This is a genomic window from Gemmatimonadaceae bacterium, from assembly GCA_019637445.1.
GTDB lineage: Bacteria > Gemmatimonadota > Gemmatimonadetes > Gemmatimonadales > Gemmatimonadaceae > Pseudogemmatithrix.
The window spans coordinates 12,935-34,616 of the sequence record JAHBVS010000005.1 but is presented as its reverse complement, the minus strand read 5'-3'; the positions used below and the strand labels follow the sequence as shown (position 1 = coordinate 34,616).

Annotated in this window: 15 protein-coding genes; 8 read left to right on the top strand and 7 right to left on the bottom strand. The window is 67.4% G+C overall.

Translation table 11 applies throughout. The features are described 5' to 3' along the window. Positions 1 to 82 precede the first annotated feature (82 nt). Positions 83 to 1,489, bottom strand: a complete 1,407-nt coding sequence (locus KF709_14915) for a protein kinase (protein ID MBX3175696.1) — start codon at positions 1,487 to 1,489, stop codon at positions 83 to 85. Positions 1,490 to 2,319: 830 nt separating this feature from the next. Between KF709_14915 and KF709_14910 the strand changes: the two genes are divergently transcribed. Genes KF709_14910 through KF709_14895 form a run of 4 tightly spaced genes read left to right on the top strand, consistent with a single transcriptional unit; the run spans position 2,320 to position 5,741 of the window. After that, on the top strand, positions 2,320 to 2,844 hold the full coding sequence (locus KF709_14910) for a hypothetical protein (protein MBX3175695.1): 525 nt from the start codon (positions 2,320 to 2,322) through the stop codon (positions 2,842 to 2,844). Between the two features lie 10 nt (positions 2,845 to 2,854). Beyond that, positions 2,855 to 4,450: a hypothetical protein gene (locus KF709_14905; GenBank protein ID MBX3175694.1), complete on the top strand. Its 1,596-nt coding sequence runs from the start codon at positions 2,855 to 2,857 to the stop codon at positions 4,448 to 4,450. Positions 4,451 to 4,461: 11 nt separating this feature from the next. After that, a complete protein-coding gene (locus tag KF709_14900) occupies positions 4,462 to 4,854 on the top strand; it encodes a hypothetical protein (protein MBX3175693.1) in 393 nt (130 codons plus the stop codon). Continuing rightward, on the top strand, positions 4,851 to 5,741 hold the full coding sequence (locus KF709_14895; GenBank protein MBX3175692.1) for a dienelactone hydrolase family protein: 891 nt from the start codon (positions 4,851 to 4,853) through the stop codon (positions 5,739 to 5,741). Before KF709_14900 ends, KF709_14895 begins: the two co-directional genes overlap by 4 nt. A gap of 32 nt (positions 5,742 to 5,773) precedes the next feature. Here KF709_14895 and KF709_14890 read toward each other — a convergent pair whose 3' ends face one another. Next, on the bottom strand, positions 5,774 to 8,629 hold the full coding sequence (locus tag KF709_14890) for a hypothetical protein (protein ID MBX3175691.1): 2,856 nt from the start codon (positions 8,627 to 8,629) through the stop codon (positions 5,774 to 5,776). Between the two features lie 269 nt (positions 8,630 to 8,898). Between KF709_14890 and KF709_14885 the strand changes: the two genes are divergently transcribed. Continuing rightward, the gene (locus KF709_14885; GenBank protein MBX3175690.1) at positions 8,899 to 9,534 is read left to right on the top strand and encodes a YdeI/OmpD-associated family protein; all 636 of its coding nucleotides are present in this window, start codon (positions 8,899 to 8,901) and stop codon (positions 9,532 to 9,534) included. A 149-nt stretch (positions 9,535 to 9,683) separates the two neighbouring features. Then, positions 9,684 to 10,442 carry a hypothetical protein gene (locus KF709_14880; protein ID MBX3175689.1) on the top strand — a complete coding sequence of 253 codons (759 nt, stop codon included), beginning with the start codon at positions 9,684 to 9,686 and terminating at the stop codon, positions 10,440 to 10,442. A 44-nt stretch (positions 10,443 to 10,486) separates the two neighbouring features. Here the strand turns inward: KF709_14880 and KF709_14875 are convergent, their stop codons facing one another. Next, positions 10,487 to 13,180, bottom strand: coding sequence for an ABC transporter permease (locus KF709_14875; GenBank protein MBX3175688.1), 2,694 nt, complete (start codon positions 13,178 to 13,180; stop codon positions 10,487 to 10,489). 1 nt (position 13,181) lies between these two features. Then, entirely contained in the window at positions 13,182 to 13,523 is a 342-nt protein-coding gene (locus KF709_14870) for a PadR family transcriptional regulator (GenBank protein ID MBX3175687.1), read from the bottom strand. Between the two features lie 118 nt (positions 13,524 to 13,641). Here KF709_14870 and KF709_14865 point away from each other — a divergent pair, with 118 nt between their 5' ends. Both KF709_14865 and KF709_14860 read left to right on the top strand, forming a co-directional pair. Beyond that, positions 13,642 to 15,567, top strand: coding sequence for a serine/threonine protein kinase (locus tag KF709_14865; protein MBX3175686.1), 1,926 nt, complete (start codon positions 13,642 to 13,644; stop codon positions 15,565 to 15,567). Between the two features lie 410 nt (positions 15,568 to 15,977). Next, complete coding sequence (locus tag KF709_14860; protein ID MBX3175685.1) at positions 15,978 to 16,457, top strand: nuclear transport factor 2 family protein; 480 nt, start codon at positions 15,978 to 15,980, stop codon at positions 16,455 to 16,457. A gap of 25 nt (positions 16,458 to 16,482) precedes the next feature. On the opposite strand, the gene KF709_14855 is transcribed toward KF709_14860, so the two are convergent. Genes KF709_14855 through KF709_14845 form a run of 3 tightly spaced genes read right to left on the bottom strand, consistent with a single transcriptional unit; the run spans position 16,483 to position 21,643 of the window. After that, entirely contained in the window at positions 16,483 to 18,243 is a 1,761-nt protein-coding gene (locus KF709_14855; GenBank protein ID MBX3175684.1) for a DUF885 domain-containing protein, read from the bottom strand. After that, a complete protein-coding gene (locus tag KF709_14850; protein ID MBX3175683.1) occupies positions 18,243 to 20,228 on the bottom strand; it encodes a PD40 domain-containing protein in 1,986 nt (661 codons plus the stop codon). The genes KF709_14855 and KF709_14850 overlap by 1 nt, the downstream gene beginning before the upstream one ends. A gap of 11 nt (positions 20,229 to 20,239) precedes the next feature. Continuing rightward, entirely contained in the window at positions 20,240 to 21,643 is a 1,404-nt protein-coding gene (locus KF709_14845) for a protein kinase (protein MBX3175682.1), read from the bottom strand. Positions 21,644 to 21,682: the final 39 nt, after the last annotated feature.

Here is a 21,682-nt window from a genome sequence, read left to right as displayed (position 1 = left end):
CGCACGCCGGCGGACGGTCATTGCGAGCGTCACTTACGATGCGGTCGCGTCAAATTGAGGCTACAACGGGCAGGCCGGGAGCCTATTCGTCATCGTAGATCAGATTTCGGCTCACGAGCTTCGTCATGTCAAACATGGAGACTTGGCTCCTTCCTCCGAAGACATCGCGTAGCGCGTCGTCTGCGTTAATCATTCGCCTGTTCTTCTTGTCCTGAAGGCCCTTTCTCTTGATGTAGGCCCACAGTCTCGTGGTGAGCTCGGTTCGCGGAAGCGGACTCGGCCCGACGATACGCGCCAGTTTGTCATTGGGGCGAACCGGCTTCAGGAACGGAACCGCTCCATCTGGGATCTTTCGAGTTGCCGGCGGCCTCGTCGGCGCAGAGAGGCGCAGTGAGATGTCGGGTGTTCGAAGTGCAGTTGACTTGTCCATCGTATACCACGCACTGCGCTTGCGAGAGTACTTCCATTCAATTCCGGGAGTGAGTCTACGGAGCTCACTCTCCTCTTCTGAACTCGCCTCTACCCAGAAAGCACCCCCGCTAGCCCTGTTGTCCTCGGACTCCCATCGGTCGGGTAGTGAGAAGCCGGAGCCGTCGTCGGTGAGTGCATGCAACCCGTCCCGACTGGCAGCTTCCCTTAGAAGCACTATCAGCTCTCCCGCCGACCCGGGGCGTTCGGCGGGGTCCGGAGCAAGCGCCGACTCGAATACGTCAGCCATGAATTCGCAATCGCGCCCGTCCACCCGCAGGGCCGGGAGTTCGGGCGGGTCCGAGCGAAGCTGTAGCAGGTCGAATGCGTCGAGTTGCGGGTCAAACAGGGGCACCTCTCCCGTCAACGCTTCCCAGAGAACGAGGGCGAGGGAGTAGACGTCTAACTCGACACCCTGCGCCTCGATGCCCTTGAACTGTTCAGGTGGCATGTACCGCTGCGTGCCTCTGAAGAGAGCGGTTGTGTTCTCGTCTCCCGACCGCCTCAGGATACCAAAATCACTTAGGACCGCCTGAGAGTAGCCAGCTTCAGGGACCAGGACGTTCTCCGGCTTAACATCGCGGTGTAGATAGGGAGGCTTGCATCCGTGAAGGGCATCGAGGCCGCTAGCCAGGGCGGCTCCCAGCTCCAGCACCGCACTCGGGGCAAGGCAACCGTTGTCCATGTGCTCTCGAAGGGATCTTTCGATCCAAGGGTAGACGAAGATGAACGCTCCATTTGGCGTTAGCGCACCAAGCTCCCGCACGGAATCCAGCTCAATCGCTAACGTCGGAAGACGGAGATTAGGATGCGCGACTTGCTTAACGAGCGCTTTCTCCTCAAGAAAGTATCGCCTCTGCGTATCCAGTTGTTTCGCGTTGTTCTTTCTCGGGATGACCTTGATGCAGACGGGAGCACCAGCCTCACTCAGCCCGCGGTAGATGCGAGTTGATCCGGCCCCCTCTGTGAAGAGCTCTAAAGCAGACAGGTTCGCTCCAGACAGCGATAGCGACGACGTCATAGATATATCGTGATGGAAGTGAGCGCTCGGCTAACGAGAGAGGTACGCCCGGGCGCCTACGAGTGTCGTCTTTTCCAGAACTGCCACACGCGCCACGCACAAGGACATCAACCCTGCACGCACTTGAGGGATAACGCGCTGAACGAGATCGGCCGTGGTCTCGAGACTCCCGTGCAGGACTCCATTTCTTACCGCGTAAATCACGCGAGCAAGATCACCTGAGTCTCTTGGTGCCCAGCGGCTAGCCGGTGCTAGCCCTGCCTCCGCGAGCCGATCGAGGCGGAGGCGCCACTCTCGACGTCTCGTGGCAAGTTCTTCTGGCCCCACGTCTCGTAGAAACCAGTCGTCGATTGTGGAGTCTGTAGCGCCGTCGAACTTTCGCATCAACCGCGCGAGCTCCCTTACCTCTTCGAGATCGCCGATTCCAACGTGCGCAATTGCCTCTTCTATCGCGTCTCGAGCCTTCTTTGCTATGGAAGTCGCATCGTATGGTACGCCAACAGGAGAGAACGATCGTTCGAAGGCGCGCCAGAGGAGGATTACGTCATCAAGGTTCTCGTCAACTTGAAGCTGGTGCGGTGCTTCTGTCTCAAGCACGCGCCGAATACGCCGTTTCATCGCGGGCGGTACAGGCATGGGTCTCCGTAAGGAATGCAGCATGCAACGGTGGCCTGCGTCGTCGGCCCCCATCTTGCGGTCCCGTCGCTACCGCCGCTAGTCCTATCAAGCCTAGGGCACTTAGGCGCTGTTCGATGAGCACTCCGGCGCAAATCGCCTAGCGCACGTTCGGCCCCGTGTCCAGCTTTCAGAGTGCGACCACGCTACCGCCCATGACCACCTTCTACCTAACCTTCCTCGCCCTAGGCGCCCTAGTCCTAGTCTTCCAACTCCTAGGCGGAATCCTAGGCTCCGCGGACGACTTCGACTTAGACCCCGGCGACGGCCTAGATCTGTTCACCACAAGGGCCCTAAGCACCGCCGCCGCAGCCTTCGGCGCCACAGGCCTAGGCCTCATGCAATGGGGCATCAACTCCTGGATTGCCCTGCCAATCGCGCTGGCAGTAGGCTTCACCGGAGCCGTCGCCATAGCGCTCACCATGCGCTCCCTCCATCGCCTCCAGCAGGACAAGTCCTTCAAGATCAGCATGACCCTCGGCGCGCCCGCCAAGGTCTCCCTCAGCATCCCGGGCGGCCGCAGCGGGGAGGGGAAGGTCCACCTCAATGCCCACAATCGCTTCATGGAACTCAACGCGGTGACCGCCGAGGACGATCTCCCCACCGGCACCGACGTCTTTGTGGTTGATAGCGTCTCGGCAGACACCGTGTTGGTCTCGCGCACCAATCCCACCACCTGAGATCCCCTCGATGGCCCTCGGCTCACTCGTCCCGATGCAGATCAGCGCGATGCTGGAGAACATCAACTTCCTCGGCGTCGTCCTGCCGGCCGTCGCCGCCCTCGCGCTGGGCGGCATCGTGGTGCTCTTCGTGAGCCGCTACCGGCGCTGCCCGGCCAATCGCATCCTCGTCATCTCCGGCCGCACGGGCGGCGATGAGTCCGCCCGCTGCATCTCGGGCGGCGGCGCCTTCGTCTGGCCGGTCATCCAGGAGTACGCGTACCTGAGCCTGGAGCCGATCCAGATCGACATCCCGCTCAAGGACGCGCTCTCGCTGGAGAACATCCGCGTGGCGGTGCCCTCGGTGTTCACGGTGGCCATCGGCACGGAGGAGGTGCTGCGCAGCAACGCCGCGGTGCGCCTGCTGGGCCTCTCGCACGAGCAGATCAAGCGGCAGGCGCAGGACATCATCTTCGGCCAGCTGCGCCAGGTGATCGCCTCGATGCGCATCGAGGAGATCAACCGCGACCGCGAGGCCTTCCTGCATCGCATCCAGACCTCGCTGGAGCCGGAGCTCAAGAAGATCGGCCTCGTGCTAATCAACGTGAACATCACGGACCTCAAGGACGACTCGGGCTACATCGAGGCCATCGGCAAGAAGGCGGCGGCGATGGCGGTGCAGCAGGCCCGCGGCGACGTGGCCGAGCAGGAGAAGCTCGGCGAGGTGCGCGTGGCGGACGCCGAGCGCGAGCGGATGGTGCAGGTGGCCAACGCCCTCAAGCTGCGCGAGATCGGCACCCGCGAGGCGGACCGCGACAAGCTGGTGCGCATTGCGGAGATGGAGAAGGAACAGTCGGTCGGCGAGCAGACGGCGGCCTTCGAGCGCGACGCGGCCATCAAGGACGCGGAACGCGCCCGACGCATCGCGGTGGCCGAGGCGGAGGCGAAGGCCTTCGAGGGTGAGTCGGCGTCGCAGGCGCTGGTGGCGTCCACGCGCGCGCAGCTGCAGGTGCGCGAGGCGGAGGCCTACCAGCTCTCGGAGACCCGCCGGCGTGAGGCGGAGGCGCTGGTGCGCGAGGCCGAGGCCAAGGCCAAGACGCGCGCGGCCCTGGCGGACGCGGAGCGGGTCGAAGCCGAGCAGCGTGCGGCCCTCGAGGCGGTGGCGAAGGCTACCAAGGCCAAGACGATCGTGGAGGCCGAGGCAGAGGCCGAGAAGCGGCGCATCAGCGCCGAGGCTGAGGCGCGGGCCATCTACGTGAAGCTGGAGGCCGAGGCGCGGGGCCAGTACGAGATCATGTCGAAGAAGGCGGAGGCGATGAAGGAGCTCGTTGCCGCGGCGGGTGGGGCCAAGGAGGCCTTCCAGCTCATGATGGTGGAGCATCTCGACACGCTGGCCGAGACCTCGGCCAAGGCGATCTCGAACATCAAGTTCGATAAGGTGGTGGTGTGGGATGCGGGGCAGGGTGGGAAGGGCGGGGCGAGTGGGTTCCTGCAGTCGATGGCGGGGACGCTGCCGCCGATGATGAATGTGTTGCGGGATATCGCGGGGGTGGAGTTGCCGGGGTACGTGGGCAAGATGGCGGAGGAGGGGGAGGGGAAGTCATCGGAAGTGCCCAAGGGCAAGTGAGGGGCCGGCCGATGTCTCAAAGTGAACCCATCGCCTTCCCGCTCCGACTGCTCACGGACAATCCGACGCCGGATACCACCGAAGTCGAGTTCCTCACGGTGGATACGCCGTACGGGAAGCTTCCATTTGCCTTCGAATCCCCGGCGGTGCTGCACGCCATCGTGATGGTCAATGGCACGGCAGATGGCATCTTCTTCCGGCCGGAAACCGACCTGCCGCCCGTCCTCGCGCGGCAGTTGGACGGCGGCAAGCTCATCATTCTCCGGAGCTATCAGGACTACAAGCGTCTGTTCGACAGGGACCCGTCGTTCCCGTGGGATGACTGCATCGTGACCTATGATGCGTCGTCGGTCATCACGCGGGATGTGCGGGACGTCTACGACTCACCTGGAGGTTCACCGTGACCCGAAAGACCGCCCACGACTTCGATCAGGACCTCCTGATCCTCTTCGATGCCTACGTCCACGGTGGCATCGACCGCCGCACCTTCCTCGACCGCGCCGCCAAGTACGCCACCGCCGGCGTCACCGCCGCGATGCTGCTCGAGCAACTCAGCCCGAAGTTCCTCGAGGCGCAGGTGATCAAGCCGGAAGACGCGCGCATCGTGCAGGAGTACATCGAGTTTCCGTCGCCGAATGGGTATGGGACCGCGCGCGGCTACTTCACGAAGCCGGCGCAGATGGCGGGACGCGCGCCCGGCGTGCTCGTGATCCACGAGAACCGCGGGCTCAATCCGCATATCGAGGACATCGCGCGACGCCTGGCAGTGGACGGATTCGTGGCATTTGCGCCCGATGCGCTGTTTCCGCTCGGTGGGTATCCCGGCACAGAGGATGCGGCGCGCGAGCAGTTCGGGAAGCTCGACCAGGCGAAGACCCGCGAAGACTTCGTGGCGGCGTCCGCGTTCCTGCGTGCGCGTCCCGAGACCAACGGGAAGATCGGGGCTGTTGGCTTCTGCTACGGCGGCGGGATGGTCAACTTCCTCGCCACTCGGCTCGGGGCCGATCTCGCCGCTGGCGTGGCGTTCTATGGGTCGTCGCCGAACTTGGAGGACGTGCCCAACATCCGCGCGCCGCTGATGATCCAATCTGCCGAGACGGATGCGCGTATCAATGCGAGCTGGCCGGCCTATGAGGAGGCGCTCAAGGCGGCTGGAGTGAAGTACGAACGGCACCTGTATCCTGGCACGCAGCACGGGTTCAACAACGACACCACGCCGCGGTATGACGAGGCGGCGGCGAAGTTGGCGTGGGGGCGGACGGTGGCGTTCTTCCGGCAGCACGTGCGGTAGCAGCCCGCACGCCCGACCGCCACTGCCCGAGCCTACGGCAGCGGCACGCCAGACGGGGTGAAGATCACGGGGATCTCCCGCTGCTGGGCTTCGATCCACCCCACGCCCAACATGCGGCCGAGGCTATCGACCGCACGTGGCCCGTACCCGCAGAGGGCCTGCACCATTACGGACTGGCCGTCCAGTGTGATCGTGCTGAGCGGCACGTCCATGACCGTGCTGCCGTCGCTGAGTTTCAGCAGACGGGTGATGGAGTAGTCCTGAGAGCAGACCTGCAGCTGCCCGGCCAGGCTGAGTGCACCGATGTTCCATCCGCCTGGCACGGCGCCGCTGGCGGGAATCAGATGCACGGAACCGGTATAGGAGACCGTACGTCCATCGCGATCTGCTGCCACGTGACGCCGGCCCTCCACCGCCGGGACGTCGCTCGCCAGCTCCCGCGCGCTGAATGTCTGGTTCTTGCGGCGGTACGCCCCGATGCCGCCGACCCCGCCAATGGCAGCGAGGCTGTCGAGATAACCGTAGCGCCCCACACCGGTGCCACCGTCGAACAACACCACATTCATCGCCCCGGTGTTCGGAGCGGCAATCTCCTGCTCCTGCGACGCGAGGCCAGCCCCGCTCGCCAGTGCCTCAAAGCGGCGGTAGCGCGCGCAATCGAGCTGTGGACCGCCCCCGGTCTGGACGGTCCCGCAGAAGCCGATGTCCGAGGCAGGCCACGCGTTCACGCTCTCGTAGATCGTAAAGGTCGCGCGACCTTGCGGAGAAATGGTGACGGAGAGCGGAGTCCGAGTGATGGTCGTGTTGTTCCCGAGCCAGGACAGCACTGGCTCGAGGAACGTGATGGGCTGCGCCAGGAGTGAGCGCAGGGGCGTGTTCGGTCCCCAGAGCGCCGGCATGAATGAGTTCGGCGGGTACTCCGTGTCCCAGAGCACTCCCGCAACAGCCCCGTTATCCGCAATCGACGCGAAGTTGGCAAACTCACTCGTGCCGGGCGGGTTGAAGAGACTCGGTGCCAGGGTAGTCGCCCCCTTGTGCCAGACGGCCAATCCATCCGAGGTCCCGAGCAACACGTAGCCATTCTGGTCGCTGATGGCGATCGGGTTCTGTAGGAGGCGCTGCGGATTGGCGGCATCCTTCAGCACCGTCATGCAGTGATCCATCCCCTCCGCCGGCACGCAGATACCGCGCTGCAGGGTCACGGCGAGCAGCGGAGCCGGGGCCTCGCCCCAGTATCCGCCACAGGGGCTGCCCACGCGATACAGGCCGAGCGTGGCCTGCGTGAACTGCTGGGCGTCGATGCCGGCTGCCTGCAGGGACTGGGCAACATCGAGCTCCAACACGTTGGCCAGGTACGGAACGGCGGTGATCGATTGCAGCACGGTGCTGTTGAGGCGTAGTTGCAGCTGCTCACTGCCTCCGATGGCGCCGACCGGACACTGTAGCGCCCGAATGGGACCGCTGAGGCGCACGACGCCGTTGGTCTCGATCCGCAAGGCGCCCGCGGCGCGCACCTCGATGGCCGAGACGCCCCCGAGCGAGGGGGACAGGCTCTCGAGGACGCCGCCGTTGCCATCACGCGACTCGGCGGCGAGCAGGGTCCCGCAATACTGGGCCGCCTCCTGGATCTCCTCCGCGTGGTCCATCGGCTCCATCAGCTCGATGAGCGCATTGTAGCTGCCGGTCTCACGGCACTGGCGCCACGGCGCCTCGAGCATGGCCTGCAGCAGTTCGGGCTGCGCGCGATCGCGCATCTGCGCGCGCGCGAAGGTCTTCACGGCGGCGCCGGCGGGAACGGTCTGCACCTGCTGCACCAGCGTCCGGTTGCTGCGGGCCTCGGCCAGGGCCTGCGCGTACTCCGGGCTGCCGACATCGGTGATCGCTGCGCTCGCGGGGCCGACCGGCAGGGCACGCAGCCCCGCCATTGCCGACGGGCCGTGCTGCGATTCGTAGAACGCGATGGCCTGGTCCGTCTTCGCGATCACCACCGTCTGGTACTCCGTTGCACCGACATTCGCGCAGGTCGTACCCAGCTGCTGCACCACCTGCTCCCAGAAGAGCACCGGCCGTACCACCGCCTGCACCGTGCCGAAGGTCGTCACGGTCGCGGTCGACGCGGCATCGAGCACCTGGCGATACGCCGTGCAGGCAATCCCGCTGGCGGTGGTGATGAACTGCGCGGCGTCCACGCTCGACCCAGGCTGCTGTCCGGCACCCTGCAGCAGGGCAGCGGCGGAGAGTGCCGCACGAATGGCGTCCGCGTGCGCGCCCGAGCTGGCCAGGCGCTGCACGGCCGCGACCATGCAGTTGCCGTAGATCAACAGTTCCAGCTGTGAGACGGCAATCAGCCCACCGGAGGCGAAGGTGCCGCTCGAGGGACCGCCGTTGCACAGCGGCGCTGTGCTCGCGGCCTGCTGGGCGTCGAGCACTGCCGGCCCACCGCCGTCGCGAAGCCCTGGTGGCGGCTCGTCCGCGAACGCCGTCAGCCGGAGTCGGACGCGACCGTCGCCGAGCCGTTCGAGAGCCAGCGGCACGCCATCGTAGAGCACAGCGCCCGTTGCGGGGAATCCACTGGACCCGGGAACGGCGACGGTCAGCACGGCCTCGCGGCCATCGGCCAGCAACAGTCCCGCCGGGGCGAGCCGAAGATGGAAGATCTGGTCACCGGTCGTGGCGACGGTGCTGAGCCGGATCGTGGTGTTCTCCCCAAGCGCGGCATTGGGAAGGTCGAGGTCGAAGCGTGCGCCTTCGGTGGTCAGCAGCGAGACCGTACCGCCCGCGCTTCCGACGACCGTCTCGACGGTCTGGCCCGGCACCACTTGATCGATCGGCGGGCGACGGAGACCCGTATTGTCCTTACAGGCGACGAACAGGAAGGCGCCAGCCACTGCGCCACGCGAGAATGCGAGGGGGCACAGACGCGAGACCGGCACGAGAGGGCACCTGGGGTTGGGGTGGCGAACCGACGCGCCACCACGCTACGGGGCGGTATCAGGGGCCGCAAGGTCGCTGCGTCACGCAGCGACAGTGCCGGACGTCACGGCCCTGCCCGTAGTTCCCTTACGGCCGCGGGCGCGACCCGGAAATTGCGTGGAAAGCAGGCTTGCTCCGGTGTGTCCAAGTGGGGCAAACTTGTGGCTCGATTCAAGGAGCCGCCGTGCCGCCAGTCGTCCCCAACCCCAAGAACATCCGCGGCTTCCGGTCGGAGGCGGCGTTTGAGTTGTGGCTCTCGAGGAACCACAACCGCGTGACCGAGCTCTGGCTGAGGATCTACAAGAAGGCCACGGGCAAGCCGACGGTGACGTACCAGGAGGCGCTAGACGTCGCCTTGTGCTGGGGCTGGATCGACGGGCTCCGCAAAGGGCACGATGAGGAATCGTTCGTGCAGCGCTTCACGCCGCGGAAGGCGAAGAGCATCTGGAGTCAGGTGAATCAGGGGCACGTGGCTCGACTGCGTGCGGCGAAGCGCATGACGGAGCACGGGGAGCGGCACGTGGCGGCGGCGGAAGCCGATGGGCGCTGGGCGGCGGCTTATGCGCCGATCCGCGCGGCGTCGCACGCAACAGTGCCGGCGGACCTGCGTGCGGCGATTGGGAAGAATGCGCGAGCTCGCGCCAAGTTCGGCACGCTGCGGAAAGGCAATCTTTTTGCGCTGACGTTCCGCGTGAACAACATGAAGACGGACGCGGGGCGGAAGAAGAAGATCGCCGACTTGGTGGCGATGCTGGCGCGGGGTGAGACAATCCTGCCCGGGCCGGCGCTGGCGAAGAAGGCGGCGGCGAAGAAGAAGTGAACGTGATGCCGTCCTCGCAGCTTCCGGACCTCTCGTTGAAGATGCGGTGCGGGAGCTTGCCGCGGCGCATCTGGGGGCTCGTGCGGGCCTTCGCATTGGTGGCCTGACGCAAAGGGGACGGGCCCGGGGAGTATCGGAGCCCAGACATCGTGCACGTCAGCGGCGACACGGTCCTCATCTTTGACACGTCGCGCTTGGCGGTGCTCGATCGGGATCTCAACCCGTTGCGTACGGTGGCCTGGATGGAGAGCCCGTTCAATCTCGTCGAACTGAAGGACGGGACCTTCGTCATCAGCAAGGATCCGTTTCACGGCACGTCTGAGTTGTACCACTTCGCCCGCGACGGCCGTCGACTGCTGGCGTTCGGGGACAGCATCACGCGGCAGCAGCGAACGCGATACCTGGTGGTTCCGGGTGCCGAGGGCGGGTTCTTGAGTATGCCGGAACTCTACAGGCTCGAGGTACACGATTGGGTGGGCCCTGGCAGCCTTCGACGGCGAATCCTCATTGAGACGCCTCACTTTGCGCCCTACGAGACCTATCAGCGAGCGTTGCCGGATCGAGCGCCGTCACCCACGACTCGAGGATTCTGGGCGGACTCGTCAGGTCTGCTGTGGATCCTTCTCGAGGTGCCGAGGACGAACTGGCAGGAAGGCCTCGGACCCGAGCGCCCGGCCCTCGAGGGCGGCGGCACCACGTTCCCCATTGTTGAGCGCGGCAAGGTGTGGGGCAGCGTGCTCATTGTGGTTGACCCGAACACAGCACGGGTGGTTGCCGAACGGATCCTTGAAGACTGGTACGCACTTGTGGTCGAGCCCTGGGTGATTGCATCGGTGCGCCAGGATGAGGACGGGTGGTACTTGGCGAGGCTCGCACGCGTGGAGCCAGGAACTGGCATGCGTCGTTGATGCAGGCGATGGTGTGGTCCCATGACCACCGTAACGCGCACCCCCTAGCCGTCCGCCCGCATCGCCTCGCTTGCCTCGATCGCTAGGATCCGGCGCATCGGCGTCAAACAGGACACCACGGCCACCAGCGCAACCAGCGTCCCAGCCAGCCCCAGCGCCAGCGCCAACGAGCGCAGCACGGACCCGTTGCCATCGCTCGCGTTGAGTTCGAAGACGAACCGCGCGGCCAAGGGCAGGCCGATGAGCGCCCCGATCCCCATCTGCGTGAGCGGACGCCGCAGGATCGTCAGGAGCAGGCTCCGTCGCGTGGCGCCGAGCGCGGCGCGGATGCCGATCTCTCGCGTGCGCTCGGTGACGGCCAGCGAGAGCATGGCGTAGAGCCCTGACGTAGCCAATGCAACGAGCACGGCCGCGAGCAGCACAAGACCGAGCGCGACTCCCATCACGAGGTACCAGTCGCCCTGGCGCAGGTCGCTGAGTACAGCGACTCGTCCCACGATGAGGTCGGGGTCCGTGCTCGCCGCGATCTCACGCACGCGCGGCACGAGACCGAGCGGCGGCACGGCCGCGTGGATGGCGACCTGCAGGGGATTGGTGGTCCCTACGTCCGCCGGCAGGTAGACCGCCGCCCCGTGGTCGGGACTGAGCACGTTCACGCCAAGGTGTCCGACCACGCCGATGATGTCGTACCAATCGGCATCCCCCAGCCCGGCGCGCAGTGGGAAGCGCACGCGACGTCCGAGCGCGTCGCCGCCGCCGAGCTCACGGTCCACGAATGCCGTATTGACGATGGCCACTCGTGAGCTGCCATCGGCGTCCATGGTGGCAAAGCCGCGCCCTCGAAGGACCGGACTCTCGAGCGCCGTGAAGTAGTCGACGTCCACGCGCGCGACGCGTGTCCAGCGGCGGCGACCGTCGGCGTCGGCATCGCGGGCGTCGAGTTCGAACGGGCGCGAGGCGTGCTCCATCCGCGGCAGCGCGTCGCCGCTGGTCACGGCGCGCACGCCGGGCTCGGCCGCCAGCGCCGCGATGAAGGCGCGCTGCGTGCGCGCGCCCTCCGGCGGCAATCGCAGCTCCACCGCGAGGTACTCACTGGCAGGGACTCCGCTGGCCAGATCCGCACCGCGCAGATCCAGCGCGTGGCCGGACACGGCAAAGGCCATCCCAACGGCGGCGATGGACACGGCGATGTCCGCGACGATGAGGCCGCCGATCAGCTTGCCAAAGCGCAGACGCGCCACGCCGCCGATGTGCGCCGCAATCGCGCGGCCAGTGATCGTGATGGCCGGCAGTACGCCTGCCAGCGTCGCGCTGACGACCGCGAAGGCGAGCGCGCTCAGCACGGTCGTGCGCGTGAGGTCGAGCGACAGCCAATAGGGCAGGGCGTTCTCCCCCGCGATCGCCGCGAGGTTCACGTGACTGAGCGTCCACTGCACGGCGAGCAATCCGACGCCCGCGCCCGCCACGGCGAGCACCAGCGTTTCAACAAAGACCTGGGACACGATGCGCACGCGGCTGGCCCCGAGTGCCGTGCGAATCGCCAACTCCCGGAGCCGCGTCGCCGTGCGCGCGAAGACGAGCATCGCCACGTTGCCGCAGGCCACAAGCAGCAGCGTCACCATGATGAGCTGCACGAAGCGATACTCGGGCAGGGCCTTGAGGCCGCCGGCCGGGAGTCCGAGGTAGAGCAGGCCAAAGGGCACGACCTCTGCTCGCAGGCGTTCCCGTGTGCGCGTCTCGTCCAGGTCCTCGGCGACACGCTGCGGCGCGGGCCCGAGGGCGTCGAGTTCCAGCTGAGCGCGCTCCGCGGTAACGCCCTCAGCGAGGCGGCCGATGATCTGCAGGCGACTGCGGAGGTCACCGGCTCCGGCCCCACGCAAGGGAAGCCACAGTGACTGCGATGACGGGAACGCAAAGCCAGCCGGCATGACGCCCACCACTTGATGCACCGCGGCACCCACGCGGATGCTGCGACCAAGGATTCCCGGGTCGCGGCCAAACTGGGAAGCCCAGACGTCATCACCGATCACGACGACGTCGGGCGCGTCGGGCGCGAAGTCGCCGCTGTCGAACAGGCGGCCGTGCATCGTGCGCGCCCCGAGCATCTGGAACACGATGGGGCTCACGCGTGCGCCCGCGAAGGGGGTGGCGCGTCCATCGACCGGCCCGACGTTGACGACAGTCGCCTGGAAGGCCGCCATCGTCGAGAAAGACCGCAACGAGGTGGACCAGTGCTCGAACTGCTCCTCCCAACTCGGCGCAACGCTCGAGGACAAGGGATCCCAGAGCCGCACGGCGCGAATGCGATTGTCCGTATCGCCCGGCAGCGGCGCGCTGAGTGCGCGGGCCACGTGCGAGGGCGCCACGCCGACCGGGATGCCCACCGCCAGCGCGAACACCGCCGCCAGATTGAGCATCGGATACTTGCGCAGCAGGCGAACCGCCATCTTGAGGTCCAACCACGAGAAGCGGATCTCGGCGATGGACGACAGTCCCATCGCCTCGCGCGCGTCGGCGCGATGCGTATTGGCGTGGCCGAACTCGCTACGCGCACGGGCCGCTGCCTCGGCGGGACTCAGGCCCTCTGCCTCAAGGTCCGCCGTGCGCGCCGCGATGTGGTGCGCGAACTCAGCTTCCATCTCCGACTCAAGGCTCTCGCGCTGACGAAGCCCGCGGTAGAGCGCGCGAAGCTTCGCCACGACAGCGGTCGGCGACAGCCACTCCGGAAGGCCGAGCATCTCAGACCGACTGCGGCGTGGCGCTCAACGACCGCCCGATGGCGTCCACCAGCCGCTGCCAGCCGTCGAGTTCCTGCTTGAATCGCCGCTGGCCCAGGGCCGTCAGGCGATAGAAGCGCGCCTTGCGGTTGTTCGACGACGTGCCCCACTTGGCGCTGATCAAGCCCTGGCGCTCCAGCCGGTAGAGGGCGGGGTAGAGCGCGCCCTGCTGCACATTGATCGCGCCGCCGGAGATCTGTTCGATGCGCAGCAGCACGCCATAGCCGTGGACGTCGCCGAGGGAGATGGCCTTGAGGATGACCAGGTCGAGGTTTCCAGCGAGCAGTTCGGCGGACGGGGGCATGGCGTCTCCTATGGCGGATAGGAGAAGGGTAGTCGGCCTCTCCTAGACAGTCAAGGAGAGGCGGTCTCGCAGCCCGCGACCCTCTGGCCGCGCGGCCACGGCGTGGCATACTTATGGGATGGCGCGCAGCCCTGTCGGCCCCATCGACCCGCTGTTCCTCGACGTCCAGGAAGCGCTGGCCGGCCAGTACTCGCTCGACCGCGAGCTCGGCCGCGGCGGAATGGGTGTGGTATACCTCGCCCGCGAGGTACACCTCGATCGCTTGGTGGCCATCAAGCTGCTGCCGCCCGAGCGCAGCGCCGTGCCCGGCCTGCGCGAGCGCTTCCTGCGCGAGGCGCGGCTCGCCGCCAAGCTGTCGCACCCGAACATCATCCCCATCCACGCGGTTGGCGAGGCGGCGGACTTCGTCTACTTCGTGATGGCGTTTGTGGACGGCGTGACGCTGGCCGAGCGCGTCCGCACGCGCGGGCCGCTGCCGGCGACGGAAGGCGCGCGCGTCTGGCGCGAAGCCGCCTGGGCGCTGGCCTATGCGCACGCGCAGGGGCTCGTGCATCGCGATGTGAAGCCGGACAACATCCTGCTGGAGAATGCCACGGGCCGCGTGCTGGTCGCGGACTTCGGTATCGCGGCCGCGTTTGATGATGCACCCGACGAAGGCATCGTCGGCACGCCGGAGTTCATGAGCCCCGAACAGGCGATGGGCGAGTCGCTTGACGCGCGCAGCGATCTCTACGGACTCGGCGCCACGGCCTTCTTCGCGTTCTCCGGTCGGTTCCCGTTTGAGGGGACGACGCCTACCGAGGTGTTGGCGAAGCAGGTGACCGAGCCCGCGCCGCCGTTGACCTCACTCGGGGTCGGCGTGCCGCGTAGGCTCTCGGCCTTGGTGGACCGCTGCCTGCAGAAGGAGCGGCAGCAGCGACCCGAGAGCGCGCAGGCCTTGGCTGAGCAGCTCGGCGTGGCGCTGGAGCACCGGCGGGAGGTGCCGGCGGCCCTGCGCGCCTTCGTGAAGCGCACCGGGCGACTGGACGGTGGCGGCACGCTGGTGGGCGCCTTCCTGGTCGCGCCGATTGCGGTGGTGGTGTCGGCCGCCCTCGGTTCGGTCGCCGGCTTCGGGACGCTCGCGCTGGCCGGCATCGTCACGCCGACGGCCTACCTCGTGATGCAGGCGCGGCGATTGCTGCGACAGGGCTTCGCGCACCAGGACCTGCGGCCGGCCTTCGAGTCGGAGGCCGAGCGGGCACGGGAAGAGTTGGCCGCCACGGGCAGGTCAAAGCCACCGGGCGTCTTCGAGCGCTTGCTCCCAACGACTGCGCGCGTGGCCGGAGGCGTGTTCGCGGTTGGTGTTGCCAGTTGGATCCTCGCGCCGATGCTGCTCGGTCCGCGCCTGGGCTTCGCGTGGATCAACGCCGTGGGCGTGACGCCGATCCTCGCCGCGGGTACCGCGATGCTGGCCAAGCTGACCGAATTTGCGATGGCGGGCGGCCGACGAGACGTGGACACGGAGTTCTGGGCGAATCGCTGGACGGGGCGCTTTGGGCGTTTCCTGTTCGCCGTTGCGCGTCGTACGCTGGGCAAGGAGACGCCGCTCTCCGCCGTCACGCACCGTGCCACGGAGCTCTCGTTGGGGATGGCCGCCGAGCAGTTGTACGAGTCGCTGCCGAAGCCTGCACGGCAGGACCTGGCCGAGTTGCCCGCGATCCTCAAGCGCCTCCAGGAGGACGCCCAGGCCCTGCGGCTGCGCCACGACGAACTCGCGGACGCGCTCACGGCGGCCGGTGAGGCCGCGGCCGGCGAGGAGTACACGGACGTCCGCGAGGCGCGCGACGAACTGCACGCCAAGCTTGGCGAGGCGATTGGCGCGCTGGAGGCGATTCGATTGAAGCTGCTGCGGCTGCACGCCGGGTCGCTGTCAGTCCAGCACCTCACCACGCACCTGGGAATCGCCGAAGACGTCTCGGAGCAGGTGGAGCGGCTGATTGCCGCGCACCGTGAGGTGGATCGGGCGCTGGCGTTTCCGCGGATGCCGACGCCGACGCCGGTCTGAGCGGCAGGGCCGGATGACGGTGGCCGGTGACGGCGGGCGGCGAACGGAGAGGCGTATCGATCGGCGAGACCGCACGCCCGCCACCGCGCACCCGCTACCCGCAGCCGCTACCCCGCGACCGCAACCCGCAACCCACAGCCCGCAGCCCATTCGACCGAGCGGAAGCCGCGCGGACTTCCACTTTTCTCAGTTTCGCGAAAGATGAATCCGGATTCATGTTTGCCGAAAGCGCGATTGGGAGGATATATCGGCTCGCCAGCCCGCTCTTTTGCACACTGACTACGAGACTACAATTTCGCTCGACATCGTTTCTTCTCGTCCGCCCGTCCGCCCGTCCGCCCGTCGGACCGCCGGTTCGTCCGGCCATCCGACCGTCCAACCGTCCAACCGTCCAACCGTCTGACCATCCGATGAAGGCCCCAGCAGCCATCCGTTCTGTCGCCAGGTTCGCGCTCATCGCAGTTGGCGTCGGCGCGGCGATTGCCTGCGGAGACGCACGCCGCGCTTCCTTTGACCTCGCGGCCACCTGCGCCGCAATCGACAGCGCCAACGCGGTGTTCACCCGCGCGCACGTGCGAGGCGATGTCCCGACCATCGACGCGATGTTCACGCGCGACGCGCAGTCGTTCCCACCGGGCGCGCCGCCAACTGTGGGGCCGGAGGCGTTGCACCAGCTTACGGTGGACTACCTCGCCGCTGGCATCCACGCATTCACGGAGTCGCAGACCAGCTGCTACGGCGGCGAGGATCTAGTGGTGGACCAGGGCAACTACGAGGTGGTCTACGGCTCCGACAGCACGGTCGAGCGCGGCAAGTACCTGAACGTCTGGGCCCGCGAGGACGGCGCGTTCAAGATCCGCGCGAACATCTGGAACAGCAGCGCGCCCTAACGCGCGTGGGTGGCGCGCGCCAAGGCTACTTCGCCCAGCCCGACACCACCTCTCCCAAGGCCCAGAGCGGCACCGTCCCGTTCTCCAGCACACGATCGTGGAACTGGCGGATATCAAAGCGCTCACCCATGCGCGTCCGTGCATCCTCGCGCAGCCGCAGGATCTCCGTCCGTCCGATCATGTACGATGGCGCCTGGCCGGGCCACGAGATGTAGCGGTCGATCTCGCCGTCCAACTCGTGCTCGGTAAGGAACGTCCGCGACGCGAGGTAGGCCCGCGCCCGCTCACGCGTCCAGCCCTTCATGTGCATGCCCGCGTCCACAACCATGCGCGCCGCCCGGAAGGCCTGGGAGCCCAGCGTGCCGAGGCGCGCGAGGTCGCCGGAGTACACACCCATCTCGTCGCCAAGCTGCTCGGCGTAGAGCGCCCAGCCTTCGCCGAAGCCCGAGGACCACGAGTACTTCACCAGCGGATGCACGCCCTCGAGCTCGTTGGCGATCGCCACCTGAAGATGGTGGCCCGGAATGCCCTCGTGCAGCGCCGTTGTCTCCGTGTCGGCGCGCGGACGCCGCGTGGGGTTGGACGGATTGATCAGGAAGATGGCCGGGCGCGAGCCGTCCTCCGGCGCCGGCTGGTACTGACCCGGCGCACCCGCGCGCTGGCGGAACTCGGGATAGGGCTGGATGATCATGTCGGCCTTGGGCAGGCGGCCGAACCATTCGCCCATCACGGCCTTCGCGCGGCCGATCACGGCCTGGGAGGTGTCGATGACCTCCTGCGACGTGCGGTAGGTGTAGCGGCGATCCGTCTGCAGCTTCGGCAACAACGTCTCCAAGGCCTCGCCATTGAAGCTGCGCGCGGCGATCTCGCGCATCTCGCCTTCGATCAGCGCCATCTGCCGCAGGCCCATCTCGTGGACACTGTCTGCCGGCATCTCCACGGTCGCAAAGCTGCGAATGGTCGCCGCATAGCAGGCCGCGCCGTCCGGATTGTTGCTCACTCCGATCGCCTCGCGCGCAGCCGGCAGGTACTCGCGCTCGAGGAACGTGCGGTAACGCCGCATCGCCGGCACGATGCCATCGGCGATGATGGTCGCGAGCTCGTTGCCGAACGCAGCGTCGCTGTCCCGCTGCGCGGGACTGAAGAACGGCGACTGCCGCGTGGGCGTGGCGATGAGATCATCCAGCTGCCGCAGCACGTTGCGCACGATCACCTTGGGCGACGAATAGCCGAGGCGCAGGCCTTCGCGCAGGTTCAGCACCTCTTGGTCCAACCACAGTGGAATGGCGCGCGCACGCGCCAACGCCTGCGCGCGCAGCGAGTCGCTGCCCACGGGCTGGATCAGCGCCAGGTCCGTGAACCGCGCCTGCCAGCCGTTCACATACGACGCCACGGTCCACAGCTCCTCGCGGCACACGCGCATCGCCAGCTCGGCGTCCAGCTGGTTGCGCATCACGGCGTAGAGCGCCCACTCCGGGCGCCCCATCACGGCATCAGGCGTCACGCCGTGGACGGCCTCGCGCAGCAGGTCCCAGCGCGCCTCGTTGGCGCGCAGCACCTCGGGCGCATTGCTCGCGATGCCATCGTGCGTCGCGCCGGCGATGCCAGACTGCGTGCCGAACTCGGGGTTCAGCTCGAGCATCGTGGCGTAGACGGAGTCGGCGAGGCGGGTGATCTCCGCGGCGACTGCGTCGGGGTCGTTGCCGCGCGCGCAGCCGAACGCTGCAGACGCGGCGAGCAGGCCGGCGCCAAGCAGCTGACGGCGCCGGAGCAGGGAGCCGCGCATCACGGTGAGGAGCGCGTTGCCAGCAACGCGCCCACCGACACCCGCGCCACGTCCGCCTTCAAGCCGAGAGCCGTGTAGATCGTGCGCCCATCCTTCAGGGTCGCGCCGGCAATCTCAAAGCTGTTCGGGCGCGCCGTCAACTCGCGTGAGGTGACGGGCTCGCCGAGCGTGAACTCAATCATGTTCTCCGTGCCGTCGTCATCGAACTGCCACTCCGAGATCAAGATCGCGCTGCCATCGCGCGCCCAGACGCCGCGCGTGTTCCAGACACGGTCATTTCGCGTCGCGATGCGCCGACGCGCACCGCCGGCGGTCGGCACGATCTCCACGAATGCCCAGCCACGTTCGATTGCCGAGTAGCCGTACCAGCGGCCGTCCGGCGACAGCGCTGCCGCCCAAGGCCTCGCCACCGTGGAGGTCTCCAGGCGCTGTGGCCGACCGCCGGCGACCGGCACGCGGAACAGTCCGGCGCCTTCGCTGCTGGAACTGAGCACGTAGATGCTCTTGCCATCCGGACTCCACTGCGGCACGCCCATCACGGTCCGGCCCATGGTCGTCAGGCGCCGCGGCGCGCCCCCGGCGGCCGCGACCACCCAGAGTTCAAGCTGCGGCGTCTCGTGGCTGGACCAAAACGCGATCTGCGATCCGTCGGGCGACCACGAGGCGTCGTACTCGTTGCTCGCCCAGTCGGCGATCCGCCGCGGCTCTCCGCCGGCCGACCCCACCACATAGACGTCCCAGTTGCCGGCGCGGTTCGACTCGAACGCAACCTGGCGGCCGTCAGGAGAATAGGTCGGGCTGCGATCATCCAACGGGCTGGCCGCGAACGGCGCCGGCTCGCCTCCGGCCACGGGCACGGACCAGATGTCCAAGTTGCCGCTGCGGTCGCCGGTGAAGAGCGCCGTGCGCTCGTCGGGCGAGAGAGCGACCCGGTCTTGGATCTGACGGCCCGGCCACTCGACCAGCACCTGCGGCGCGCCACCCGGAGTCGTGACGGCGACCTGCGCATCCGTCACGAGGCGGGAGTAGTACAGCGCCTGTCCGTCGGGCGTCCAGCCGATATCCGTCTCCAACTCGGCATCGTGCGTTACACGCAGCGCTTCGCCACCGCTGGCCGGAGAGATCCAGAGATCGAACTGGCCGCCGCGGTCCGATACGTAGGCAATCCAGCGGCCGTCCGGCGACCACGAATGCTCCATATCGTTGCGGATATCCGTCGTCACTTGCCGGAGCTCGCCCGTCTCGACGTTTGCCGTCCAGATGTCCGTGGTCCCCGTGCGGCGGGAGTGAAAGGCAATGAAGCGCCCATCGGGCGACCACGTGCGATCGGCCCCTCCCAGTGCCTCAAGTCCGTCGGTGGTCAGCTGCCGCGCGTTGCTGCCATCGGCGTTGGCGACCCAGACCGTCGAGACACTGCCGTGCTGCAGGAGCATCGCCACCCGCGTACCGTCCGGCGAGAGCATGGCCCACTGGCTCGCGTCGGCGTTACGCCCCGCCACCAGTTCTCGCAACGGTCCGCCATCGAGCGGCGCAACCATCGTGCGGGTGCTGCCCTCGCCAGCGCGGATGAAGACCACGCCACTGTTGTCCGGCAGCCAACCGATTGGTCCGTCGTTGGCAGGCCCCGAGGTCAGCTGCCGCGGCTCGCCGCCCGCCGCCGGCACCACCCACACATCGAAGCCCGGCGATTCGCCAAAGAAGGCGATCCACTGGCCGTCCGGGGACCAGTACGGATCAATATCCCAGGTCCCCTGCGTTAGCATGACGGGATTGCTGCCGTCCGCCGCGCCAACGAAGATGCGCGCCTGGCCACCCACCGGCTGCGACCAGGCGAGTCGGGAGCCATCAGGGGAAAGCGCCGGCGTGAGCACGGATCCCATCTCCGTGCGCAGCACGGTCATCTGCTCCGGCACGCCGTTGGCGTCGCCACGCGAACAGCCGGCGAGCGCGAGGAAGGGCAGGACTACAAGACGAAGTCGAGACATCGAGGGGGGGATTAAGTGGTCGGTGTCTGTAGACGCGTGCGAATGCCGTTCACGATGTCGGGGATGACCTTGTCCACCGCCTCCAGCACGTCGGCGGTGAGATCGATGTCATAGCTCCCGGCCCAGAACTGGCCGATCGAGTGCGGATTGGTCAGCTGCAGCGTCACCCGCAGCCGCTGGCCCGAGCGAAACACATTCCCCTCGAGGAACGCGCCGACGTTCAAGTCGCGCGCCATCTCATCGAGCGGCTTGGGCGCCGTCTTGTAGGGATTCACGGCGGACGGCGGGGCGACCGTGACGCCGCTGACCTGCCCGAGCGCCACGCCGAGTTGGTTCACAAGCACCGTCACGACCTCGCCGTCCTGACCGGAGACGTCCGTGAGCGGGAGCACGGCCAGTCGCTCTGGGCCCGGCGCAGCATTGCCGAGCGTGGCCCAGGCCCCAAAGCCGCCAAGCACGAGCGCCAACGCGATCGCCACGCCTACGAGTGCATTCCGCATCCGCGTGCCAGCCGCGGGCGCCTTGGCCTTGGTCGCGCGCATCGGCCGCGTCGTCGTCGGCGTCACGCCACCACTCGGCGTCGCCAACGCCTCCAGCTCCAGCAGCACTTCCTCGGCGGTCTGTGGCCGGTCTGCCGGATTCTTCTCCATGCAGCGCGCAATCAAATCGGCCAACACCGGCGACACGGCCTTGCGGATCTCCGAGACGGACTTCGGCTTCTCCAGCACGTGCGCCGAGAGGATGACCTGCGCGGACTTGCCCTGGAAAGGCGGTTCGCCAGCGAGCAGCTCGTAGCCCAGCACGCCGAGCGAGTAGATGTCGGAGCGATGGTCGATGTGCTCCTCGCCCGTCGCTTGCTCCGGGGACATATACGTCGGCGTGCCCACGGCCACGCCCACCGTGGTGAGCTTGTCGCCGGCCGCCTTGCTCACGGCCTTGGCCACGCCGAAATCCATCACCAGCGCGTGGCGGCCCGAGAGCATCACGTTGTCGGGCTTGATGTCGCGATGCATCACGCCGTGCTCGTGCGCGTAGGCCAGCGCGTCGGCGACCTCCCGGAGGATGCGCACGGCGTCGTGCACGGGCAGCTGTCCCTCGCGCTCGACCTTGGCGCGCAGCGACTCGCCGTCCACGTACGGCATCACATAGTAGAGGAAACCCGCCACCTCGCCGGAGTCGTGCAAGGGCAGCACGTGCGGGTGTGACAGCTGCGCGACGATGCGAATCTCGCGCGGGAAGCGGTCGGGGCCGAGTGCCGCGGCGAGCTCCGGCCGCAGGACCTTGATGGCCACCTGGCGATCGTGCTTGAGATCTCGGGCGAGGTAGACCGTCGCCATGCCACCGGAGCCGACCTCCGAGGTGATCTCGTACTGACCGGCGAAGGCGTCCTTCAGGCGCTCAAGTGGGGTCGACACTGCGCGAATGTACGGCCCAGCGCGGAGTCGCGCCAACGC

What these genes read in the sequence shown, in the direction of transcription:
- KF709_14915 (MBX3175696.1), bottom strand. Translation starts at nt 1,489, where the DNA reads ATGACGTCGTCGCTATCGCTGTCTGGAGCGAACCTGTCTGCTTTAGAG.
- KF709_14910 (MBX3175695.1), top strand. Translation starts at nt 2,320, where the DNA reads ATGACCACCTTCTACCTAACCTTCCTCGCCCTAGGCGCCCTAGTCCTA.
- KF709_14905 (MBX3175694.1), top strand. Translation starts at nt 2,855, where the DNA reads ATGGCCCTCGGCTCACTCGTCCCGATGCAGATCAGCGCGATGCTGGAG.
- KF709_14900 (MBX3175693.1), top strand. Translation starts at nt 4,462, where the DNA reads ATGTCTCAAAGTGAACCCATCGCCTTCCCGCTCCGACTGCTCACGGAC.
- KF709_14875 (MBX3175688.1), bottom strand. Translation starts at nt 13,180, where the DNA reads ATGCTCGGCCTTCCGGAGTGGCTGTCGCCGACCGCTGTCGTGGCGAAG.
- KF709_14870 (MBX3175687.1), bottom strand. Translation starts at nt 13,523, where the DNA reads ATGCCCCCGTCCGCCGAACTGCTCGCTGGAAACCTCGACCTGGTCATC.
- KF709_14865 (MBX3175686.1), top strand. Translation starts at nt 13,642, where the DNA reads ATGGCGCGCAGCCCTGTCGGCCCCATCGACCCGCTGTTCCTCGACGTC.
- KF709_14860 (MBX3175685.1), top strand. Translation starts at nt 15,978, where the DNA reads ATGAAGGCCCCAGCAGCCATCCGTTCTGTCGCCAGGTTCGCGCTCATC.
- KF709_14855 (MBX3175684.1), bottom strand. Translation starts at nt 18,243, where the DNA reads ATGCGCGGCTCCCTGCTCCGGCGCCGTCAGCTGCTTGGCGCCGGCCTG.
- KF709_14850 (MBX3175683.1), bottom strand. Translation starts at nt 20,228, where the DNA reads ATGTCTCGACTTCGTCTTGTAGTCCTGCCCTTCCTCGCGCTCGCCGGC.